General features: G+C 66.3%; 19 protein-coding genes. 3 read left to right on the forward strand and 16 right to left on the reverse strand.

All coding sequences use genetic code 11. The features are described from left to right. Positions 1-35 precede the first annotated feature (35 nt). Positions 36-602 carry a hypothetical protein gene (locus FB468_RS03405; RefSeq protein WP_141886093.1) on the forward strand — a complete coding sequence of 189 codons (567 nt, stop codon included), beginning with the start codon at positions 36-38 and terminating at the stop codon, positions 600-602. A gap of 53 nt (positions 603-655) precedes the next feature. On the opposite strand, the gene FB468_RS03410 is transcribed toward FB468_RS03405, so the two are convergent. The 7 genes from FB468_RS03410 to leuA all read right to left on the reverse strand — a co-directional run bounded on the left by FB468_RS03410 (position 656) and on the right by leuA (position 10132). Continuing rightward, positions 656-2860, reverse strand: a complete 2205-nt coding sequence (locus FB468_RS03410; RefSeq protein WP_246055933.1) for a RelA/SpoT family protein — start codon at positions 2858-2860, stop codon at positions 656-658. Between the two features lie 271 nt (positions 2861-3131). Beyond that, a complete protein-coding gene (gene secF / locus FB468_RS03415) occupies positions 3132-4148 on the reverse strand; it encodes a protein translocase subunit SecF (RefSeq protein ID WP_141886095.1) in 1017 nt (338 codons plus the stop codon). Position 4149: 1 nt separating this feature from the next. After that, positions 4150-5967, reverse strand: a complete 1818-nt coding sequence (secD, locus tag FB468_RS03420) for a protein translocase subunit SecD (protein ID WP_246055729.1) — start codon at positions 5965-5967, stop codon at positions 4150-4152. A 52-nt stretch (positions 5968-6019) separates the two neighbouring features. Further along, a complete protein-coding gene (yajC, locus tag FB468_RS03425; RefSeq protein WP_141886096.1) occupies positions 6020-6499 on the reverse strand; it encodes a preprotein translocase subunit YajC in 480 nt (159 codons plus the stop codon). 91 nt (positions 6500-6590) lie between these two features. Further along, positions 6591-7586, reverse strand: a complete 996-nt coding sequence (ruvB, locus tag FB468_RS03430) for a Holliday junction branch migration DNA helicase RuvB (protein WP_141888104.1) — start codon at positions 7584-7586, stop codon at positions 6591-6593. A gap of 8 nt (positions 7587-7594) precedes the next feature. Further along, positions 7595-8203 carry a Holliday junction branch migration protein RuvA gene (gene ruvA, locus FB468_RS03435; RefSeq protein WP_141886097.1) on the reverse strand — a complete coding sequence of 203 codons (609 nt, stop codon included), beginning with the start codon at positions 8201-8203 and terminating at the stop codon, positions 7595-7597. A gap of 162 nt (positions 8204-8365) precedes the next feature. Beyond that, a complete protein-coding gene (gene leuA / locus FB468_RS03440; protein WP_141886098.1) occupies positions 8366-10132 on the reverse strand; it encodes a 2-isopropylmalate synthase in 1767 nt (588 codons plus the stop codon). Between the two features lie 157 nt (positions 10133-10289). Here leuA and FB468_RS03445 point away from each other — a divergent pair, with 157 nt between their 5' ends. Then, positions 10290-12107, forward strand: a complete 1818-nt coding sequence (locus tag FB468_RS03445; RefSeq protein WP_141886099.1) for a DUF2207 domain-containing protein — start codon at positions 10290-10292, stop codon at positions 12105-12107. Here FB468_RS03445 and FB468_RS03450 read toward each other — a convergent pair. Continuing rightward, positions 12104-12490 carry a DUF5684 domain-containing protein gene (locus tag FB468_RS03450; RefSeq protein WP_141886100.1) on the reverse strand — a complete coding sequence of 129 codons (387 nt, stop codon included), beginning with the start codon at positions 12488-12490 and terminating at the stop codon, positions 12104-12106. The two genes, FB468_RS03445 and FB468_RS03450, sit on opposite strands and share 4 nt — an antisense overlap. 134 nt (positions 12491-12624) lie before the next feature. Here FB468_RS03450 and FB468_RS03455 point away from each other — a divergent pair, with 134 nt between their 5' ends. Beyond that, positions 12625-14850: a lamin tail domain-containing protein gene (locus tag FB468_RS03455; RefSeq protein ID WP_141886101.1), complete on the forward strand. Its 2226-nt coding sequence runs from the start codon at positions 12625-12627 to the stop codon at positions 14848-14850. 21 nt (positions 14851-14871) lie between these two features. Here the strand turns inward: FB468_RS03455 and era are convergent, their stop codons facing one another. The 8 genes from era to FB468_RS03495 all read right to left on the reverse strand — a co-directional run bounded on the left by era (position 14872) and on the right by FB468_RS03495 (position 21634). Further along, positions 14872-15786, reverse strand: coding sequence for a GTPase Era (era, locus tag FB468_RS03460; protein WP_246055934.1), 915 nt, complete (start codon positions 15784-15786; stop codon positions 14872-14874). A 53-nt stretch (positions 15787-15839) separates the two neighbouring features. Then, positions 15840-16745, reverse strand: a complete 906-nt coding sequence (locus FB468_RS03465; protein ID WP_246055730.1) for a hemolysin family protein — start codon at positions 16743-16745, stop codon at positions 15840-15842. 5 nt (positions 16746-16750) lie between these two features. After that, positions 16751-17206 carry an rRNA maturation RNase YbeY gene (ybeY, locus tag FB468_RS03470; RefSeq protein ID WP_141886103.1) on the reverse strand — a complete coding sequence of 152 codons (456 nt, stop codon included), beginning with the start codon at positions 17204-17206 and terminating at the stop codon, positions 16751-16753. After that, positions 17203-18372: a PhoH family protein gene (locus FB468_RS03475; RefSeq protein ID WP_425460806.1), complete on the reverse strand. Its 1170-nt coding sequence runs from the start codon at positions 18370-18372 to the stop codon at positions 17203-17205. The genes ybeY and FB468_RS03475 overlap by 4 nt, the downstream gene beginning before the upstream one ends. Continuing rightward, a complete protein-coding gene (locus FB468_RS03480; protein ID WP_141886104.1) occupies positions 18362-18709 on the reverse strand; it encodes a histidine triad nucleotide-binding protein in 348 nt (115 codons plus the stop codon). Before FB468_RS03480 ends, FB468_RS03475 begins: the two co-directional genes overlap by 11 nt. Positions 18710-18756: 47 nt before the next feature. After that, positions 18757-19491: a 16S rRNA (uracil(1498)-N(3))-methyltransferase gene (locus tag FB468_RS03485; protein WP_141886105.1), complete on the reverse strand. Its 735-nt coding sequence runs from the start codon at positions 19489-19491 to the stop codon at positions 18757-18759. A 2-nt stretch (positions 19492-19493) separates the two neighbouring features. Then, positions 19494-20585, reverse strand: a complete 1092-nt coding sequence (gene dnaJ / locus FB468_RS03490) for a molecular chaperone DnaJ (protein WP_141886106.1) — start codon at positions 20583-20585, stop codon at positions 19494-19496. Between the two features lie 119 nt (positions 20586-20704). After that, on the reverse strand, positions 20705-21634 hold the full coding sequence (locus FB468_RS03495; protein ID WP_141886107.1) for an HrcA family transcriptional regulator: 930 nt from the start codon (positions 21632-21634) through the stop codon (positions 20705-20707). Between the last annotated feature and the right edge of the window lie 2 nt (positions 21635-21636).

Genomic DNA, 21636 nt, shown 5'->3' on the forward strand with positions numbered 1-21636 from the left:
TGGTTTTTCCGGGGCGGGGCGATCATTCTTGTTGCATGGCAACCAGGCAACCACCCCGCGTCGATCACTGGCCGCCGGCACTCCGGTCGGCGGCCGTACTCAGTGGCACGCTCGTCCGAAGCGGGCCGGGCTACCGCGCAGTCTCTTGGCCAGACGGACCCCGCGCACGCGTCGCGTCGATCGCTGGGTTGCTCGGCGAGAACTTCATCGCCGCCGAGGATACTGCGGCGTGGGTCTGGGGTGTGCGCCGCTCCCCCGGCAGCCCCCTGCAGCTGCTCACGAGACACGGCCGGGCGCCCGCCACATTCGAGCTCGGTGACGCGCGTGGACTCGTGCGTGTGAGCGCCTACAGGTTCGCCCCGGGCGACATTGACGAGGTGGCAGGCCACGGGGTCACGAGCCCCGTGCGCACCGCCTACGACCTCCTGCGCTCAAAGGCCCCGCTCACCGTCCACCGACGCGTCGCGTGCCGCCTGTTGAGCGCCCAAGACCCGACGCTGCTGGGAAGTCTCACGGCCCGGGCAGCAGGCGCAAGCCTTTCGGACGGCGCCCGCGTGCGCCGTCGGCTGCGCGAACTCGGCCAGCACGCGCGGGCGCCGTGAGGCCCCTGGCTCGTCAGCGCAGTAGTTGTTCAGCGCGCAAGCTCGTCAGCGCACTAGTTCGTGAGTCGGTACACGTCGTAGACCCCGTCGATGCGCCGCACTGCGTTCAGCACATGGTCGAGGTGCGTCGCGTTTGCCATCTCGAACAGGAACCTGCTGATCGCGAGGCGTGAGCTCGACGTGTTCACCGACGCCGAAAGAATGTTCACGTGGTGCTCGGAGAGCGTTCGCGTGACGTCAGAGAGCAGGCCTGAGCGGTCGAGCGCCTCGACCTGAATCTGCACGAGGAAAACACTCTTTGGCGTCGGCGCCCACTCAACCTCGACGACCCGCTCCTGCTGCGTCTGCAGGTTCTTGAAGTTGTGGCAGTCGGTGCGGTGCACGGACACGCCCTGGCCCTTCGTCACGAAGCCACGGATTTCGTCCCCGGGAACGGGGGTGCAACACTTCGCGAGCTTCGCCAGGACGTCAGAGGCACCCTTCACGACGACGCCGCTCGAGGTCGCCCGCGAGGGCTGCGCCCGCGGCGTGTCGACGAGCGGAACGCTGAGCGCGGCCGGCTCGGTGGATGCCTGGTCGTCAAACAGGTGCGCCGCCACCTTCTCGACGACGGACTGCGCCGAGACGTTCCCCTCGCCGATCGCGGCGTAGAGCGTCGTAACGTCAGCGTAGTTCAGCTGCAGCGCGACCTGTTGCAGCGCCTCAGAGTTCATGACCTGGTGCAGCGGCAAGCTCTGGCGCCTGAGCGCCTTCGTAAGCTCCTGCTTGCCGGTCTCGGCCGCCTCCTCGCGGCGCTCCTTCGTGAACCACTGGCGGATCTTGTTCTGAGCGCGCTTGCTCTTCACGAAGTTCAGCCACGACTTGTTCGGCCCCGAATTCGGATCCTTCGACGTGAACACCTCGACCACGTCGCCGTTTTGCAGCGCGGTCTCGAGCGGAACGAGCCGGCCGTTTACGCGGGCCCCCATGGTGCGGTGGCCCACCTCGGTGTGCACCGCGTACGCAAAGTCGACTGTCGTACCGCCCGCGGGAAGCCCAATGACCCGGCCCTTCGGCGTGAACACGTAGACTTCCTTCGCGCCGATCTCGAAGCGGAGGGCGTCGAGGAACTCGCTCGGATCTTCTGTTTCGGCCTGCCAGTCAGAGATGTGGGCAAGCCAGGCCATATCGTTCGACGAGGTCTGCTTGTCGGCGCCGGGCTGGCGCTGCTTGTACTTCCAGTGCGCCGCGACGCCGTACTCCGCGCGTTGATGCATCTCGACCGTGCGGATCTGGATCTCAACGGCGCGACCGTCGGGCCCGATCACGGTTGTGTGCAGCGACTGGTACAGGTTGAACTTCGGGGTCGCGATGTAGTCCTTGAAACGCCCGGGAATGGGCGTCCAGCGGGCGTGCACGGCCCCGAGCACGGCGTAGCAGTCACGAATCGAGTTCACCAGCACCCGAATGCCGACGAGGTCGTAGATGTCGTCGAAGTCGCGCCCGCGCACGATCATCTTCTGGTAGATCGAGTAGAGCTCCTTTGGGCGCCCGGTCACCTCACCCTTGATGCGCGAATCGCGCAGGTCGGTCTCGATCGAGCCGATCACCTTGCCGACGAGCTCATCCCGCTGGGGGTTGCGCTGCTTCACGAGGTTTTCGATCTCGGCGTAGAGCTTCGGCTTGAGCACCGCGAACGAGAGATCCTCAAGCTCGGTCTTCATCGACTGGATGCCGAGCCTGTGCGCGAGCGGAGCGTAAATCTCGAGCGTCTCCTGCGCTTTGCGCTTTGCGGAGTCTCCTGAGACGAAGCCCCACGTGCGCGCGTTGTGCAGCCGGTCTGCGAGCTTGATGACGAGCACGCGAATGTCCTTCGACATCGCAACGACCATCTTTCGCACCGTTTCGGCCTGGGCCGAGTCACCGTACTTGACCTTGTCGAGCTTCGTGACGCCGTCGACGAGCATCGCGATTTCCTCGCCGAAGTCGCGAGTGAGCTCCTCGAGCGAATAGTCGGTGTCCTCGACCGTGTCGTGCAGCAATGCAGCGGCGATCGCGACCGGCGCAACGCCCAGGTCCGCGAGGATCTTCGACACCGCGATGGGGTGCGTGATGTAGGGCTCGCCGCTCTTGCGCTTCTGGCCGCGGTGGGCGCGCTCCGCCACATCGTATGCCCGGGAGATGACCGAAAGGTCGGCGCGCGGATAATTCGCGCGCACGGTGCGCATCACCTCTTCGATCGCGCCGTGCGTGGCGCCGCGTGAGAAAATTCGCGGCACCAACCGGCGCAGCGAAGTCGTACTCGCCTGTGTCGCGTCTGAACTCACCACCGCAGCCTCCTCAACTTCTTGAACGTTACACCAGGGTGTGCGCATTCCTTGAATCGTGTGTGCGACACCCCCGATTTTCAGCCCTCATCGAACACCGCGGGTGCGCGAAAGGGAGCCCGACTCACCGAGACGGACTCCCCTTTCACATGCAGTGCGAGTTCAACCGCAGTGTGCAGTCACCTGCCGTGCGCATTCACCTGCAGTGCGCTAGCAGCAAGCGCTACGACTGAGCGACGAGGTCGACCTCGTCCTGCTTCGCGCGCTGGCGCAGAATACGCTCGTCGCGCTCCTTGATCTCCTTCTCGCCCGAGCGCAGGTGCGCGTAGGCGGGCGACGCGACGAAGATCGTCGAGTAGGCGCCGGCGAGAATACCGATGAACAGCGCGAGCGAAATGTCGCGGAGGGTGCCCGCACCAAGCAGGCCCGCACCGACGAACAGGATCGACGCGACCGGCAGAAGCGCAACAACCGAGGTATTGATCGACCGAACGAGAGTCTGGTTGACGGCCAGGTTGACCGCCTCGCCAAACGTGCGCGAGTCGCTGAGCTCACCGGGGCTCGTGTTCTCACGGATCTTGTCGAAGACCACGACGGTGTCGTACAGCGAGTAACCGAGGATCGTCAGGAAGCCGATCATCGCGGCGGGGGTAACCTCAAAGCCCGCGAGTCCGTAGACACCGGCGGTAATGATGAGGTCGTGGAACAGTGCGAGCATCGCGGCCAGCGACATCTTCCAGGTGCGGAAGTAGATCGCCATCACGAGCGCCGCGAGCAGGATGAAGACGACGAGCGCAATGATCGCCTGCTTCGTGATGTCCTGCCCCCACACGGGGCCGATGAACGAGTACGTGACCTCGTCGGCATCGACACCATAGCCCTTCGCGAGCGCCTCGGTGACTGCCTTGTTCTGGGCATCATCGAGCGCCTCGGTCTGCACACGAACGTCGTTCTGACCGAGCACCGAGATACGCGGCGCACTGCCGGGAAGTGCCTCGGCGACGGCCTTGGCGGCCACGTCTGGGTCACGGTCAGCGCTGTTTGCGACGTGCACCTGGAACTGGCTACCGCCGGTGAACTCGATACCGAGCTGGAACCCGCCGCGGAGGAACGGGCCCACAACCGCGATGATCAGCAGGACTGCCGAGATCATGTACCAGAGCTTGCGCCGACCGACGAAGTCGATCGACTTCTCGCCGGTGTGCAGGGCATTGCCAAATTCAGCGAATGAGCGAGCCATGTCAGCTCTCCTTTCCTGCGCCGGCAGACTCGGCTGCCTTGCGCTCGGCAATGGTCTGGCGACGCTCCGCCTCACCACGGCTGCGGGCAACCTTCTTGGCGCTGCCCTTCGTCGGGACGACGGGCTCGCGGAACTTCGCGCGCCCCTGGTAGACAGCGCCGAGCTGACGCGGGTCAAGACCCGAGAACTTGTAGCCGCCCGAGTAGACACGCGTACGCGCCAGCAGGGTCATCATCGGGTGCGTGAACAGCGCGACGACGATCACGTCGACGATCGTGGTCAGGCCGAGCGTGAACGCGAAGCCCTTGACGTTGCCGACGGCCAGCACGAACAGCACCGCCGCGGCCAGCAGGTTCACGCCATCAGACGCGAGGATCGTGCGCAGTGCACGCTTCCACCCGCCCTCGACGGCTGACGTGATGCCGAAGCCGTCGCGCAACTGGTCGCGAATACGCTCGAAGTAGACGATGAACGAGTCGGCCGTGAAGCCGATCGCCACGATAATACCGGCGACACCCGCGAGCGAGAGTCGGTATCCCTGGCGCCACGAGAAGAACGTGAGCAGGAGGTAGGTGAGGATCGCGGCGATGCCGAGCGAGGCAATCGTGAGCGTGCCGAGTAGGCGGTACTGGAACAGCGAGTAAATGACCACGAGCCCGAGGCCGATGAGGCCTGCGAGCAGGCCACCAAGCAGCTGGTTCGCACCGAGGGTCGAGGAGATGTCCTCCTGGCTCTGCACGGTGAAGGAGATCGGCAGGGCGCCGAACTTCAGCTGATCGGCGAGGACCTGAGCTGACTCCTTAGTGAAGTTACCTGAGATGGCGGGACGGCCGTCAAGAATCTGCGCGTTCATCGTGGGCGCAGAAATGACCTTGCCGTCAAGCACGAACGCGAACTGGTTGAGCGGCTGCTGCTGCCCGAAGAGGCGGGTCGAGACCTTGCCGAACTTCGTCGCCCCCTCCTTGTTCATCGTGATCGCGACTTCCCAGCGGCCGGTCGTGCCACCGCTCGAGAGCGCCTGCTGCTGCGACACGGCGTCGGTGATGACGTCACCGGTGAGCTCCACGGGGCCGACGATGTACTTCATCAGGCCGGTGTCGTCACACGTGATGAGCGGCTTGTCTGCCGGCGCGTTCGCAACCTCGAGCGCGTTGTCCGAGGTGCAGGTAAACGACGCGAACTGCTCGAGCAGAGCCGGCGTGAGCCAGGCCTGGTCGGCCGGGTCAGTGGGAAGCGGGTCGGGGTAAAGCCCGGCCGGAGCCTCAGCCTCGACCCCCTTCTCCGCACCGTCAGCGGCGGTATCAGCGGCAGCGTCAGCCGCGGCGTCTCCCTCGGGAGCATCGCCTTCAGCGGCCTTGTCGGCACCATCGGCACCCTCGACGGTCTCGCCCTCGGCTGCGGGATCAGCAGCGCCGGCGGGTGCCTCGAGAAGCACACCGCGGAAGTCGAGGGCGGCCGAAGCCTGGATGCGCTGCATCGTGGCGTCGTCCACCTTGCCCGGGATGGCAACGGAAATGTGGTTGTTGCCCTGCGTGGTGATCTCCGCTTCGGAAACGCCGGAGGCGTTCACTCGCTGACGGAGGATCTCCACTGCCTGGTCGAGTTGCTCACCGGTGACGGCCTTGCCGTCATTCTGGTTGGCAGCAAGCAGAATCTGCGTGCCGCCCTGCAGGTCGAGCGCAAGCTTCGGCGTCCAGGTTGCGTCACTCCGGTACACCCCGAGGGTGATGAGTCCGGTCAACCCAACAATGATGGCCAGCAGAAAGATGAGCGAGCGACGTGCGCTCCGCACCGCAGGCGCGATGGATTTTTTCGCCAAGACAGCTGTCTCGCTTTCAGATAACGGCGCGCATAGGCGCGCCGGAGCTTACTTACTCCTTGTCGGAGTTCTTGTCTTCACTCTTCTCGACTGCGGGTGCACCCTCGACGTCGGTTGCGTTCTCGGCCGACACCTCATCAGCAACGGTCGCGTCGGCGGTATCAGCGACGGCGCTATCAGCAGCAGCGGTCTCCGCGGGGGCGACGCGCTCGCCAAACTCAGGGTCGTCGTCGGGAGCGAGCGTCGCTGCTTCGCTCTCCTCGACGGGGGCGTCAACCGGTGTGATGACCTGACCGATGGCGTTGCGGTGCACGACGAGGGTGCTGGTGCCGCTCTGCACGGTGACGCGGTTCTCTTCTTCGTCAACCGAGACGATGGTTCCGTAGATACCCGACTGAAGCATGACCTCTGCGCCCGGCTGCATGTTGTTCTGCATCTCAGCCATCTGCGCCTGGCGCTTCTTGCTGTTGCGGAACATGAAGAAGATGAGCACGGCGACGAGGCCAAGCATGATGAGTGTCATCGGATCCATGAGGCGGTGACCCTTTCAAAGTTAATGAGCGCGCCCTTGAACACGCACGGACCGCACAAGTCTAGCGGTGAATCCTGCGAGCGGCAGCAAACTAGTGCGCGGGCGGCGCCATCCCGAGATGTGCCCAGCCGAGAGACGTCGCGATCCTCCCCCGCGGCGACCGCGCAATAAGACCGGCGCGCATGAGGAAGGGTTCGACAACTGACTCAATCGTCTCTGCCTCCTCGCCGACCGACGCGGCGAGCGTCGAGAGCCCGACGGGGCCACCGGCGAAGCGTTCGACGATGATGCGCAGCACCTCGCGGTCGAGCCTGTCGAGGCCGTGCTCGTCAACGTCGTACAGCGAGAGTGCCGCGCGCACCGAACGCTCATCGGGCTGCGTGCCGTGCACGAGGGTGTAGTCGCGCACTCGCCTGAGCAGGCGGTTCGCGATGCGCGGCGTTCCGCGCGAGCGCCCCGCGATCTCGACCACGCCGGCATCGTGGAGCGGGAAATCGAGGAGGCCCGCCGCGCGGCTCAACACGCCCTCGAGCTCGGAGGTCGCGTAGTACTCGAGGTGTGCGGTGAACCCGAAGCGGTCGCGCAGCGGGTTCGGGAGCAAGCCGGCCCGGGTCGTTGCGCCGACAAGCGTAAACGGCGCGAGCTCAAGCGGCACCGAGGTCGCGCCAGCTCCCTTGCCGACCATGATGTCGACCTTGAAGTCTTCCATCGCGAGGTAGAGCATCTCTTCGGCGCTGCGCGCCATCCGGTGGATCTCGTCAATGAAGAGCACCTCCCCCGGTGTGAGCGCGGAGAGCACGGCCGCAAGGTCACCCGCGTGCTGGATCGCTGGGCCCGAGGTCTGCTGCAGCGGTACCCCAAGCTCGGTTGCCACGATCATTGACAGCGTGGTCTTGCCGAGCCCGGGAGGGCCCGCGAGCAGAATGTGGTCGGGGGTGCGCCCATCGATCTGGGCCGCGCCGAGCAGCAGCCCGAGCTGCTCGCGCACCTTCTCCTGGCCGACGAATTCGGAGAGCGAGCCCGGGCGCAGGGCACCCTCGTAGCTCACCTCGGTCGGCAGTGCCTGCGGCGACAGCTCCCCCGACATCGGGGCGCTCATCGGCGACCCCGCTGTAGCAGGGTGAGTGCGGCCCTGAGGAGCTGCGCGTTCGTCATCTCAGCGCCGGCGTCGCGGGCGTCTTGCACGGCCTGGCGGGCCTCGCCCTCGCTCCACCCGAGGCCCTGCAGGCCTTCGGTGACGCCCTCCACGAGGGCATCGTCTGGGGCCAGGGTCTCGGCCTGTGAGCCCTCGTCATCGAACTCGAGCGAGCTCAGTTTGCCCGCGAGCGACACCGTAATGAGCTTCGCGGTCTTCGGGCCAATGCCCGAGACCCTACGGAACGGCTTATCGTCCTCAGCCGCGACGGCGCGTGCGATCTCACCGGGGGAAAGCTCCGACAGCACGCCAAGACCCGAACGCGGGCCGACCCCGGTGACCCCGATCAAGAACCCGAAGGCGGCAAGCTCGGTCTCGGTCTCAAACCCGTACAGGGTGAGTGAGTCTTCGCGCACCACGAGCGACGTGTGCAGGAAGAGCTGCTCCCCCGGCGTACGCTGCGACATCCTGCCGCTTGGCACCTCGACGCGCATGCCGACGCCGCCGACACCAAGAACAACCCAACCGGCACCCGAGGCAAGCACCTCACCGTGTAACGAAGCAATCACACGCCAAGCCTAAGGCGCAGCGCCCAAAACACCGCCGCGCCACACCGCAGATTCGAACATATGTGCGAATCGCGGGGCGGCGCGGGATGTGGCAGCGCGGGATGTGGCGGGAAGCGCAGCGGCGCGGGAAGCGCAGCGCGGGGCGCGCAGCGGCCCGGGATGCTAGGCCGAAACCGCCTCGCGCTGCGACGCAGCATTGCGCACGGAACGGTTCACGGCGGAAACGATCGCCTTCAGCGTTGCGCGGCTCGTGTCAGGATCGATCCCGACACCCCACAGGCGCTGCCCGTCAACCTCAAGGTCGACGTACGCCGCGGCGACGGCGTCGCCACCCTCGCTCATGGCGTGCTCAACGTAGTCGAACAGGGTCACGGCGTGGCCGGAGTCGTTCAGCGAGTTGATGAACGCGTCGACGGGGCCGTTGCCCTGCGAGGTTTCCTCGCGCTGCTCGTCGCCGTCGCGGTACTCAACGGTGAGGTTCGTGACGCCGTCGCCAGCGCTGACGCTCGAGGTGCGGAACAGTTCGTAGCGACCCCAGCGCTCGACGCCGTCAACACCGGTCGAAGGCAGGTACTCGTCCTGGAAGATCGTCCAGATCGCGTCGCTCGAGACCTCGCCGCCTTCGGAGTCGGTCACGCCCTGCACGACGGCGCTGAACTCGATCTGCAGCCTGCGCGGCAGGTCGAGCGAGTGGTCGGTCTTCAGCAGGTAGGCGACGCCGCCCTTGCCCGACTGCGAGTTCACGCGGATGACGGCCTCGTACGAGCGGCCGAGGTCCTTCGGATCGACGGGCAGGTACGGCACAGCCCACTCGACCTCGTCGATCGAGACGCCCGCCGCGTCGGCGTCGGCCTGCATGCGCTCGAAGCCCTTCTTGATCGCGTCCTGGTGCGATCCCGAGAACGCGGTGTAGACGAGGTCACCCGCCCACGGGCTCCGCTCGGGCACGCGCAGCTGGTTGCAGTACTCAGCGGTTCGGCGCACCTCATCGAGGCGCGAGAAGTCGATCATCGGGTCGATGCCCTGCGTGAACATGTTGATGCCGAGCGCGACGAGGTCGACGTTGCCGGTGCGCTCGCCGTTACCGAAGAGGCACCCCTCGATGCGGTCGGCGCCGGCCATGTAGCCGAGCTCGGCCGCGGCGACCGCGGTGCCGCGATCGTTGTGCGGGTGCAGCGACAGGATGACGTTCTCGCGGTGGTTGAGGTTGCGCCCCATCCACTCGATCGAGTCGGCGTAGACGTTGGGTGTCGCCATCTCGACGGTCGAGGGCAGGTTGATGATGACCTTGCGCTCGGGCGTCGGCTCGAACACCTCGAGCACGGCGTTGCAGACCTCGGCGGCATACTCGAGCTCGGTGCCCGTGTACGACTCGGGCGAGTACTCGTAGTAGATCTCGGTGCCCTCGCAGATGTGCTCCGCGGCCCGGCAGAGCTTTGCGCCCTCGACGGCGATCTGCTTGATACCCTCGCGGTCGGAGCGGAAGACAACGTCGCGCTGCAGGATCGACGTCGAATTATACAGGTGAACGATCGCCTGCTTGGCACCGATGAGCGACTCGTAGGTCCGGGTGATGAGGTGCTCGCGCGCCTGCGTCAGCACCTGGATCGTGACGTCGTCAGGGATGGCCTTCTCTTCGATGAGCTGCCGCACGAAGTCGAAGTCGGTCTGGCTCGCCGATGGGAACCCAACCTCGATCTCCTTGTACCCCATCTGCACGAGCAGATCGAACATGACGCGCTTGCGCTCGGGGCCCATCGGGTCGATGAGCGCCTGGTTGCCGTCACGCAGATCGACCGCGCACCAGCGAGGCGCCTCGGTGATCTGTTTCGTCGGCCAGGTGCGGTCAGGCAGTTCGACGGGAATGATCTCGCTGTAGGGGCGGTAGCGGTGAATCGGCATACCGGAGGGCTGCTGCGTGTTCTTCATGACGTGTTCCTTCTTCGTAACGTTCGCTCAGCCAAACACAAACACCGCGACGAGGAAGGCCTGAGACTGAATTAGTTCGAAGTCGAGGACTCGTCGCGGCAGCTAAGAAGAAGCGAGCCGAACAGCATGGTGACGAGTTTAGCGTAACCTCGACGATATGCGAAAACTTCTGCGAATCGGCACGCTGTTCATCGCCGCGACGGGGCTCGCGCTCGCCGCTCCACTCGCCGCCAGCCCGGCTTTCGCGGACGTCAACGATTTCACGTATGACGCCTGGCATGTTGAGGCAGAGGTTGGCGTGGACGACGCCGGGCGCGCGATCGCGAAGGTCACGGAAACGGTGACGCCACGCTTCCCCGAGACAGATCAGAATCGTGGCATTGTCCGCGGGATCCCGATCGACTATGAGCGAGCGTCGACCGATCCGCGCGATTTCTCGGTCACCGATGGGAGCGGCGCGCCGGTGCCCTTCGAGGTCGAGGACGAAGACGGGTTCCGTATTTTACTCGTGGGCGACGACAGCTACGTCCACGGGCAGCAGACATACGTGCTGAGCTACACGCTGTCAGACGTCGTACTCGGCCGCGATGACGGCACCGCTGATGAGTTCTACTGGGACATCATGGATTTCGAACACCAGCAGCCGGTTCAGCGGTTCAGCGCCGAGGTCTCGTTCTCGGACGCGCTGGTGCCCGCCCTCAACGGGAACAGTCACTGCTATGTCGGCAACCCTGGGAGCACTGACGAGTGCGCGCTCACCGGCGCAGGCACCCCGACGGACCCGGTTCGCGTGTCTGGCACGCAGCTCGGGCCGAAGCAGGGTGTGACGGTCGCGGTCGGGCTTGCCGAGGGCTCGGTCGTGCAGCCTTCCCAGCGGCTGCCGAACTTCGCCCTCGATGGCCTCCCACTCGTCATCGGCGGCGCGGGCCTCGCGACCGCGACCGCTGGCGGCATCAGTGTCGCCCGCTTTCGGGGGAAGCGCCGCACCGGACGGGGCACCGTTGTCGCCCAGTACGACGTGCCAGCAGAGCTGCCCCCGCTCATCGCCGGGCCGGTCGCGGCGGCCGGGAGCTCATCGGCCACGACCGCCGAGATCATCCACCTCGCCGTCATCGGCGCGACTCGACTCGAAGACGGCGAGAAGCAGGGCAAGAAGCTGGGCGGCTCCAAGCGCAAGCAGGTGCAGATGGTGAGGGTGGTTGACCCCGCGCGTGCGACTGACGATTTGGATCAGCGAATGCTCCGAGCCCTCGTCCCTGACGCCCAACCGGGGGCGGCACGGGCGATACCGAAGTCGAGCACGAAGTTCGCAGAGAAGATGGCGAAGCTCACCCAGCGGGGAGCGAAGGAGGCCGTCGCGCGCGGCTACCTCGAGAAGGCGCAGGCACCCGGCGCGCGAGTCCTCGGGTACGTGACGCTCGCGATCTCAGCTGTGCTGTTCGTACTCGGCGTGGTCGGGCTCGCGACGCGCGGCTCCGCGCTCCCCGCCCTATTCGTGTTCGGCGGGCTCTTCCTTGCGGCGGTCGGCTTCTTCTCCGTCGCCAAGCACACGGTGCACACCAGACTCGGCGCCGAGACGCGTGAGTACCTCGAGGGCGTACGCATGTTCATTCGCGTCGCAGAGGAAGACCGGATCCGGATCCTCCAGTCCGTGACCGGCGCCGAGCGGCGCGAGGTTGACGGTGTGCGGGTGATTCACCTCTACGAGCGTCTCCTCCCGTACGCGATCCTGTTTGGGCAGGAGAAGCAGTGGGCGAAAGCCCTCGAGGTGCGCTACTCGGCTGAGCCGGGGTACGTGCCCTACTGGTACCCGGCACTCGCCGTTCACGGGCTCGGCAGCTTCCCGAACACCCTCGCCCGCTACACCGAATCGATCTCCAGCTCCGTGAGCTACACCTCGTCGAGCTCGGGCGGCTCCGCTGGCGGCGGCTTCGCTGGCGGCGGCGGGGGCGGCGGGTTCAGCGGCGGGCGCTAGTGCGCACGCGGCTGATAGCGAGCGTCGCCAAGCCCGAGGATGAAGTACCCAAACACGGGGAAGAGCCACAGCAGGAAGACTGAGAACCCAGCGCCCTTTCCGAAGTTTGCGCCGAGGCGGAGGGCAACGAAGATCGCGAAGATAAAGCCGACGATCGGGATCAGGTAGAGCAGCGACATCCATGCCGAGTAGCCCGCGATCTTCACGATGAGGATCACGTTGACGATCGGAATGAATGCCAGGATGCCGGGGTAGCCGGCCTTCGAGAACATCTTCCACGCCGCGACGGCGAAGACGATGTAGAGCGCGATAGCGATGAACGAAGTCGTGCCCGAAAAGATCGCTGCAAGTGCGTCGTCCATGGGTGTGTTCGATGTGATCATGGTTTCAAGTCTATGAGGCTGCAACGCGTGGACGCGACGTTCACCCGCTGGCAACCGCCGCGTCGCCTGTTCGTAGCGTATGGCTGGTGAGATGAGTCCGGCTTCACTCTCATCTCACCACCGAAGGATCATTCGTGCTGAAACACCAACTCCTCGCGGGCTGCGCAGTCGCAGTCATCGCAGCGTCAGCCATCACGGCGTCGCCCCTCGCGGTGGCTCAGGCCGCTCACGCGTCGGTCGCCTCCCCCGCGGTTCGCTTCACCGAGATCGAATCTAATGAGGGTGTTCCGGGTGACTGGGTCGAGCTGCACAACTCCGGCGACGCCCCCGTCGACCTCTCAGGCTTCACGTTCAAGGACAGCGACGATTCGCACGCGTACGTGCTCCCACAGGGCACGGTTATCGCCCCGGGCGAATTCCTCGCCCTTGACGAACTCCAGAAGGGCAGCACGACCCCCGGCTTCGATTTCGGTCTCGGCAAGGCGGACTCGGCTCGTCTCTTCGACGCCGCGGGCGCGCTCGTCGATTCCACGTCGTGGGCCACTCACGCCCCAACGACTTGGGGGCTCACCGACGGCGGTACCTGGGCCGAAACCCTCGAACCGACCAAGGGAAGCACAAATGTGTTCGCTCCCCCTACGACCGCGACGCTGTTTCTCAGCGAGGTCGACTCGCAGCCCGCCGACTGGGTCGAGCTCGTGAACACGGGAGCGACACCGATCGAGCTGTTCGGCTACGAACTGCGCGACAACTCAGATGATCACAGCTGGAAGTTCCCGGCGGGGGCGACGATCGCCCCGGGCGAGTATCTCGTCGTCTCCGAGACAAGCATCGGAGACATCGGCGCCGGGACGGGCGCGTTCACGGACGCGATCGGGATCGGCAGCGCCGACCGAATTCGCCTCTTCACCCCGGATGGGGCTCTGCTCGATGACACGGGGGCGTGGGAGGGCCACGCGGTCATCGACGGCGACGCCGCCCTGGCGACGCTCGCCCGCTGCGAAGACGGCGCGGGCTCGTTCGTGCTCGCGCACCCGACGCCCGGGGCCCCGAATTCCTGCTACACCGACCCGGGAACAGGGCCGGGCACCGACCCAGGAGTCGAGGCACCGACCGAGGCGTGGCCGGGTGCGTCAACGAGCCGCACCGTCGACACGACCCGCATGTTCCTTGAGGATTCATCGGGGCTCGACACGGAGCTCACGGACGACGGCGTCGTGCTGTGGGCGGTCGACAACGGCGAGGGCCGGTTCTGGAAGCTCGACACCGCGGCCGACGGCACCGTGACCTTCGCGCCGGGTTGGGAGCAGGGCAAGCGTGCCCGGTTCCAGCGCGACGCCGCGAACCCTTCGGCGAAGGGCCCCGACACCGAGGGCATCACAGTCGCGGGCGACGGTTTCCTCTACCTCGCATCCGAACGAGACAACGGTGCGAAGGGTGTGAACCAGAACACCGTGTTGAAGATCGACCCGAACGCCGCGGGCCAAGACGTCGTCGCGACGCAGGAGTGGGACGTCACCTCGATCCTTCCCGCCGTCAGCCCGAACCTCGGGATCGAAGCCGTCGAGTGGGTATCGGACGCAGACCTTGCCGGGAAGCTCTTTGATTCACACACGGGCGCCCCGTACACGCCCGCGACTTACCCAGGGCACGGGGGCGGCCTCTTCTTCGTCGCTGTCGAGGACGGCGGCCAGGTCTTTGCGCTCGCGCTCAACTCGGACGGCAGCGCAACCCGCGTGGCGGAACTGAAACCCCGCCTCGCGGGCGTCATGGCGCTTGACTGGGACGTCGTGCGTGGCGGCCTGTGGGCGGTGTGCGACGACGGCTGCGATGGCGCATCAGCATTCTTCACGCTCAATGGCACTGATTCGCCCGACGTGACCCGCTACAAGCGGCCCGAGGGCCTCCCGAACACCAACAACGAGGGCTTCGCGACCTCCCCGGTTGCGCCGACGGCGGCCAAGCGCTACCAGGCAGCAGAGCGCTCCCAGGCAGCCGAGCGTGCGGTGTGGTGGTTCACCGACGGGGCGAAGACCGGGGCACTCCAGACGGGCACTCTGTTTACCAAGCCCACAACCGACGGCGGGACCGGGACACCCGGTACTGGCACTCCTGGTACGGGCGGCGGGACTGAAACCCCGGGCACCGGTACGGGCACCGGTACCGGCCCTGGCGCAGGCACCGGCACCAAGCCCGGTGGCGCGGGCACCCACGGAACTCTCGCCGCCACCGGCGGTGACAGCCTGACCGACTCGGCAGTGCTCGTTGGAGCCGCCACCGCGCTGCTGCTCGGCGGCGGGCTGCTCGCCGCAGCGGTCGTGCGGCGGCGGGGCGCGACGCTCGCTAACCGGCGCCGCTAGCCGCAGACGGTGCTCGGGCGGCTAGAAGCCGAGCCGTCCGAGCGCCTTCGGGTCGCGCTGCCACTCCTTCATTACCTTGACGCGGAGCGACAGGTACACCTTCCGGCCGAGCAGCGCCTCGATCTCGTGCCGGGCGTCCTCACCGATCTGGCGCAGTCGAGAGCCACCCTTGCCGATGACGATGCCCTTTTGGCTGTCGCGTTCAACGTAGAGCGAGGCGTACAGCTCGAGCAGGCCGAGCTCACCGTCGCTCTCCGGCTCGCGCTCTTCACGGTCGTCGACGGTCACCGCGAGCGAGTGCGGCAGCTCTTCCCGAGCCTCGCGCAGTGCGGCCTCACGGATGAGTTCGGCGATCCGATCGTCCTCAGTCTCGTCAGTTGATGATTCGTCGTCGTAGAGCGGCGGCGACAGGGGCATGAGCTTCAGCAGCTCATCGCTGAGGATGTCGAGCTGTTCGCGGGTCACGGCGGAGATCGGCACGACGGCATCCCACTCACGCAGCTCGCCCAAGCGCAGCAGCTGGTCAAAGATCTCTGACTTCGACGCCTCGTCGACCTTTGTCAGGATCGCGACCTTTTTCGCGCGCGGAAAGTCGTTCAGCCGGTCATTGATGAAGCGGTCGCCGGGACCGAGCTTCTCGTTCGCCGGAACGCAAAACCCGATCACATCGACGTCACCGAGCATCGACTCCACGAGCGCGTTGAGTCGCTCCCCGAGCAGTGTCCTCGGCCGGTGAATGCCGGGGGTGTCGACGATGATGAGCTGTCCGTCGGGCCGGTGCGCGATACCGCGGATGGCGCGGCGGGTGGTCTGCGGCTTCGGGCTCGTGATGGCGATCTTTTCGCCGACGAGCGCGTTCGTGAGCGTCGACTTGCCGACGTTCGGCCGGCCGACGAAGGAGACGAAGCCCGCCCGGAACTCTTCGCCCGCAGGCATTGTGTTTTCGCTCGCTTCGCCCGCGGGCAGCGGGGTGGTGCTATCGGGTTCGTTCATGCCGTTTCCTCAGTCTTGTCTTCCGCGGACTCCGCGGGTTCGTGAATGGCGCGGGCGCGCGCCGTAATCAATCGTTTGCGCCGGCGCTCAGTCTCGAGCGCTTCAAGTTCGATGCCCTCACCCGTGACTCGGTCGCCGACCTCGGGGAGTCTCCCGAGCCACTTGGCGAAAAGCCCGCCGACGGTGTCAACGTCTTCGTCATCAAGTTCGAGTTCGAACAGCTCCCCCAGATCATCGATGGGCAGCATCGCGCTCACCAGGAACAGGCCGGGAGCCTCTTCAACGACCTCGGGCGCTTCACGGTCGTGCTCGTCGCTGATATCGCCGAGCACCTCTTCGATCAGGTCTTCGAGTGTCACGAGCCCCGAGATGCCGCCGTACTCGTCGACGACCAGGGCGAGGTGATTCGATTCCTGCTGCATCCGGCGCAACAGCCTGTCAGCCCGCTGCACCTCGGGCACGAACATCGCGGGCTTCATGATGCGCGTGACGGGCGACTCCTCCGCCTCATCGGGCCGTCGTAGCACGAACCCGCTCGCGTCTCGGAGGTACATGACCCCGAGCACCTCGTCGACGTCGTCGCCAATCACCGGGACCCGCGAGTGGCGAGAGTTCAAGAGCAGCTCAAGCCCATCGCGGATCGAGACGTCGGAGTCGACAGTCACCATGTCGGTGCGCGGAACCATCACCTCTCGCACGAGCGTGTCGCCGAACTCGACGATCGAGTGGATGTAGTCGCGATCCCCCTCCTCAAGCAGGGCGAGCTCGGTCGCGTGGTCCACCATCGAGAGGAGCTGCTGCTCATCGCGTACGCGACCGCGCCCGAGCGCCACGCGCTCCGCGATGCGCCGCACGGCGGCGCTCACCCGCTCAAACAGCGGAGGCAGGTCGTCGTCGCTCACAGAGCTCACCGTTCTCGCGTGCTAAACGCGAGCACCAGGTCGCGCTGCATCCCGAACATCTCGGCTTCCTCATCGGGAGTTCCGTGGTCGAAGCCCAGCAGGTGCAGCATGCCGTGGGTGACGAGCACCGTCAGCTCCTGTTCCAGCGAGTGCCCGGCGTTCTCCGCTTGCACCTGCGCGACCTGCGGGCAGACGACAATATCACCGAGCAGCCCGGCGGGCGAGGGCGCGTCGGGGCGGCCGGGGCGCAGTTCGTCCATCGGGAAGCTGAGCACGTCGGTCGCACCGGGCTCGTCCATCCACTGCACGTGGAGCTGCTCGATCGCTGCTTCGTCCACAAACATCAGGCTCAGTTCGGTGTCGGGGTGCACGAACATCGACTCGAGCACAAAGCTCACGAGCCGCTGCAGCCGGTCTTCGCCGACGGCGACCCCTGATTCGTTGTTGATCTCGACGCTCATCGGTCGCGCTTCCCTTCGATGTGATCGTGGCGGCTCGATCGCGCGCCCGGTGCGGCATCTCCAACTGACGTATCGCCAACTGCTGTACCGCTAACTGCTGTATCTGCTGAGCCGTTCCTCTCCGCGGCCTGCCGCTCGTCAAACGCGGCGTACGCGTCAACGATGCGGCCAACGAGGCTGTGGCGGACGATGTCGTCGGCCGTGAGCTCGGCGAAGTGAATGTCTTCCACACTGCGAAGGATCTTACTCACCACGCGCAGCCCGCTCTGCTTCACCGGCAGATCGACCTGGGTCATGTCGCCGGTCACCACCATTTTCGAGCCGTAGCCGAGCCTGGTGAGGAACATTTTCATCTGCTCGGGCGTGGTGTTCTGTGCCTCGTCGAGCACGACGAACGCCTCGTTGAGCGTGCGTCCGCGCATGTACGCGAGCGGCGCGACCTCGATCGTGCCGTTCGCGAGCAGCTTGGGCACGAGATCCTGATCCATCATCGACCCGACCGCGTCAAACAGCGGCCTGAGGTAGGGGTCAATCTTGTCTTCGAGGCTGCCCGGCAGGTAGCCCAGGCGCTCGCCCGCTTCAACGGCGGGGCGCGTCAGCACGATCTTCGAGACCTCGCGGCGCTGCAGCGCCTGCACGGCCTTCGCCATCGCGAGGTAGGTCTTGCCGGTGCCGGCGGGGCCCAGGCCGAACACGATCGTGTTCTTGTCGATCGCGTCAACGTACTCGCGCTGGCCCTGCGTCTGAGGGCGAACCGAGTTGCCGCGCACGGTGAGGATCGGCTCGCTCAGCGTGATCGCGGCTCGCGGGCCGTCACCGTCGCGCACCATGCGTGCGATCGAGCGGACGTCGGTGCTCGAGACAGCGCCGCTGCGCCGCGCGAGTTCGAGGATCTCGCGGACGAGCTGCTCCGCCGCGCGGACCGCGCTCGTCTCGCCACGAATCGAGAGGACGTCGTTGCGCGCGTTGAACTGCACGCTCGGGTGCTGCGCTTCGAGGTCAGCGAGCAGCTGGTCGCGATGGCCGAGGAACGAGGCGAGTTCGACACCGGTGAGCGTCACCGTGCGCTCGAGCTGCGGCTCGGGTCGCTGACCGGCCGGCGTCTCACCCCCGGTGGCGGGGTCCGTCGCGGCCCCGGCACCTGACGAGTCTGGTTCAGAACCCAAGGAGGGATCGCTCCTCAAGATTCGCGATGATGTGCGCGTGGACGTGGAACACCGTCTGACCCGCCGAGGCACCGTTGTTGAAGATGAGCCGGTACTCGCCGTTCGCGTGCTCTTCGGCGAGCTGCTTCGCGACCGAGACCATCTCGGCGAGCAGTTCGGGGTCGCCAGCGGCAAGCTCGGTCACGTCGCGGTACTCCGTGGTCTTCGGAATCACGAGGATGTGAACGGGCGCCTGCGGGTTGATGTCGGGGAACGCGATCACGCGCTCCGTCTCTGCGAGGAGCTTCGCGGGGATCTCACCCGAGACGATTTTGCCAAATACTGTCTCTTCAGCCATACGCCCAGTCTACTGTCACACTCGCGCTGCCGCCGGGAACGTTCCAGTCACCAGCGGCCGAGCGCGGCGTTCAGCACGGCAATCGCGGCGGGCCCGGCCGACGACGTCCGAAGCACGTTGTTCCCGAGGAGCGCGATCTGCCGCTCCCCCGGCCCCTGCGCCGTGAGTGTCGAGAGTTCGATGTCGGTGAGCCCGCCCTCGGGGCCAACGACGAGGTACACGTCGCGCTCGTCAGGGGGGCGCCAGGCGCTGAGCCGCTCCTCGCCACGCGGGTGCAGCGCGATGACGTGACCGTCAAGCGCCGCGAGATCCGCCGTCGCCACAGGCTGAAGCACCTCCGGGATCCACCCGCGCATCGACTGCTTCGAAGCCTCGCGGGCGATCCGCGACCACTTGGCGACGCCCTTCTCGGCCTTCTCGCCGACCCACCTCGACACGGAGCGCTCGGCCTGCCAGGGAACGATCGCGTCAACACCAAACTCGGTAGCCTGCTCGACGGCACGCTCGTCGCGGTCGCCCTTCGCGAGGGCCTGCACGAGCACCAGCCTGCGGGCGGGAGCCGGAACCTCCTCGACACGCTCGACCGCGACGGTAAAGCTGTCGCGGCCCAGCTCAGTCACCGCCCCGAAAGCACGCAGCCCGCGACCGTTTCCAACGATCGTCTGTTCGCCCAGGCGCAGCCGGCTCACGCGCACGGCGTGCCTACCCTCGTCACCGGAGACGGTGATCAGCCCGCCGGGCTCGGTGTCCGCGAGCGACTCGTCGAAGTACAGGTTCGCCACGGTTATCCGAAGAAACGATCGCGCAGCTTGCCGAAGAAGCTCTGCTTGAACTCACCGAAGTGCGGCGGCTCCTCCTTGCGGAGCTTCGCGAGCTGCTCGACGAGCGACTTCTCCTTGTGCGACAGCTTCGTGGGCGTCGCCACCTGCATCGCAATCTTGAGGTCACCGCGGGTCGTCGAGCGAAGCCCCTGGATGCCCCTGCCACGCACCGAAACGAGGTCGCCCGACTGCGTGCCGGCAGGGATTTCGACTTTCACGCTCCCGTCGAGCGACTCAACGTTAACCTCGGTGCCGAGGATCGCGTCGGTCATCGACACCTGCATCGTGCTTAGAAGGTCGTTGCCGTCGCGGCTGAAAACGTCATCGTGCTCGACGCGGAACTCGATGAACAGGTCACCGTTCGGCCCGCCGAAGGGGCCAACCTCGCCGCCGCCCCGCATCTGCATGCGGGTGCCGGTGTCGATGCCCGAGGGGATATCGACCTGCATGGTGCGCCGCTCACGCAGCCGCCCCTTGCCTGCGCACTCGACGCACGGGCTCTCAATGATGGTGCCGTAGCCCTGGCAGCTGCCGCAGGGGTGCATCGTCACGACGTTACCGAAGAGCGAGCGCACCTCGCGCTGCACCTGGCCCTGGCCGCGGCACACGTCGCAGGTGACCGGGTGCGTGCCCGGCTGGCAGCCGTTGCCGCCGCAGGTGTTGCACAGCACAGCGGTGTTGACCGTGATGTCGCGCTGCACGCCAAAGACAACCTCCGAGAGCTTCACGTCAACGCGAATGAGCGCGTCCTCGCCGCGCTCCTCACGGGCGCGCGGGCCGCGCGACCCACCGCCGAACCCGCCGCCGAAGAACGTCTCAAAGATGTCACCGAACCCGCCGGCCCCGCCCTGCTGGCCGCCCATGTCGTAGCGCTGGCGCTGCTCGGGGTCGCTGAGCACGTCGTAGGCGTGCGTCACGCTCTTGAACTGCTCGGCCGCCTCCTCGCTCGGGTTCACATCGGGGTGCAGCTGGCGCGCCAGCTTCCGATACGCCTTCTTGATCTCTTCGAGGCTCGCTTCGCGAGAAACGCCGAGCGTCTCGTAGTGATCCGCCACAGTGATACTCCTAGGGGTCGTGGATGTGTGATGTATGTAGGGCCGGTGTCTGAGTCAGGCCAGCGCGCCGGCGGCGCTCAGTGCTGTTCGTTCAAGGCTCTGCGCTCAATGCTCTGCGCTCAGCGGTCTTCACTGAGTAACCGGTTGAGGTATCTGGCAACCGCGCGCACCGCCTGAATATTCCCGGCGTAGTCCATGCGCAGCGGGCCGAGCACGCCGAGCCTCGACGCCCCCGCCTGCTCATAGTTCGTCGCGATGATCGACGCGTCAGAGAGCCCGTAGGCCTCGTTCTCTCGCCCAATCGAGGCGGCGATGTCGCGCTCGTCTTGCACGAGCTCACCGAACAGGCGGAGCAGGGTCACCTGCTCTTCGATCGCCTCGAGCACGGTCGGGAGCGAGCCCGCGAGCTCGACGTCGCCGGGCTCGGCCCAATCGCGCACGGTGGCCGCGAGTTCGGTGACCGCCCGGTCGGCAGCGTCGATGTCTTGCCCCACGACGCGGGTCGCGATGCGCTCACGGACGGTGTTCAGCCATACCTCGCTCGCCCGCTCTGCGGGGAGCATCGCCGTCTGTTGCTCGACCACTCCGTTGCCAAGGATGAGCACGCTAAGCACCCGGTTCTCACCGAGCGCGACGAGGTCGACGTGCCGCACAGCGACGCTGCGCAACGACGGGTACTGCACGACGGCAACCTGGTTCGTGAGCTGCGAAAGCAGCCGCACCGTTCGGGCCATGACGTCGTCGAGGTCGCTCGACTCCCCGAGAAAGCGCTCGATCGCCGAGCGCTGAGCGGCCGTCATCGGCCGGAGCTTCGCGAGCGTGTCGACGTACAGGCGGTAGCCCTTGTCGGTGGGCACACGCCCGGAAGATGTGTGGGTCTGCGCGATCAACTCGTCGTCCTCAAGCAGCGCCATGTCGTTGCGAATCGTCGCGGCCGACACACCAAACGCGTGCCGCTCGACGATCGACTTCGAGCCGACGGGCTCGTTGAGGGCGACGTAGTCGCTCACGATCGCGTGCAGCACGGCAAGACTGCGCTCAGGGACCATCA

Source organism: Leucobacter komagatae (genome assembly GCF_006716085.1).
Classification (GTDB): Bacteria; Actinomycetota; Actinomycetes; order Actinomycetales; family Microbacteriaceae; genus Leucobacter; species Leucobacter komagatae.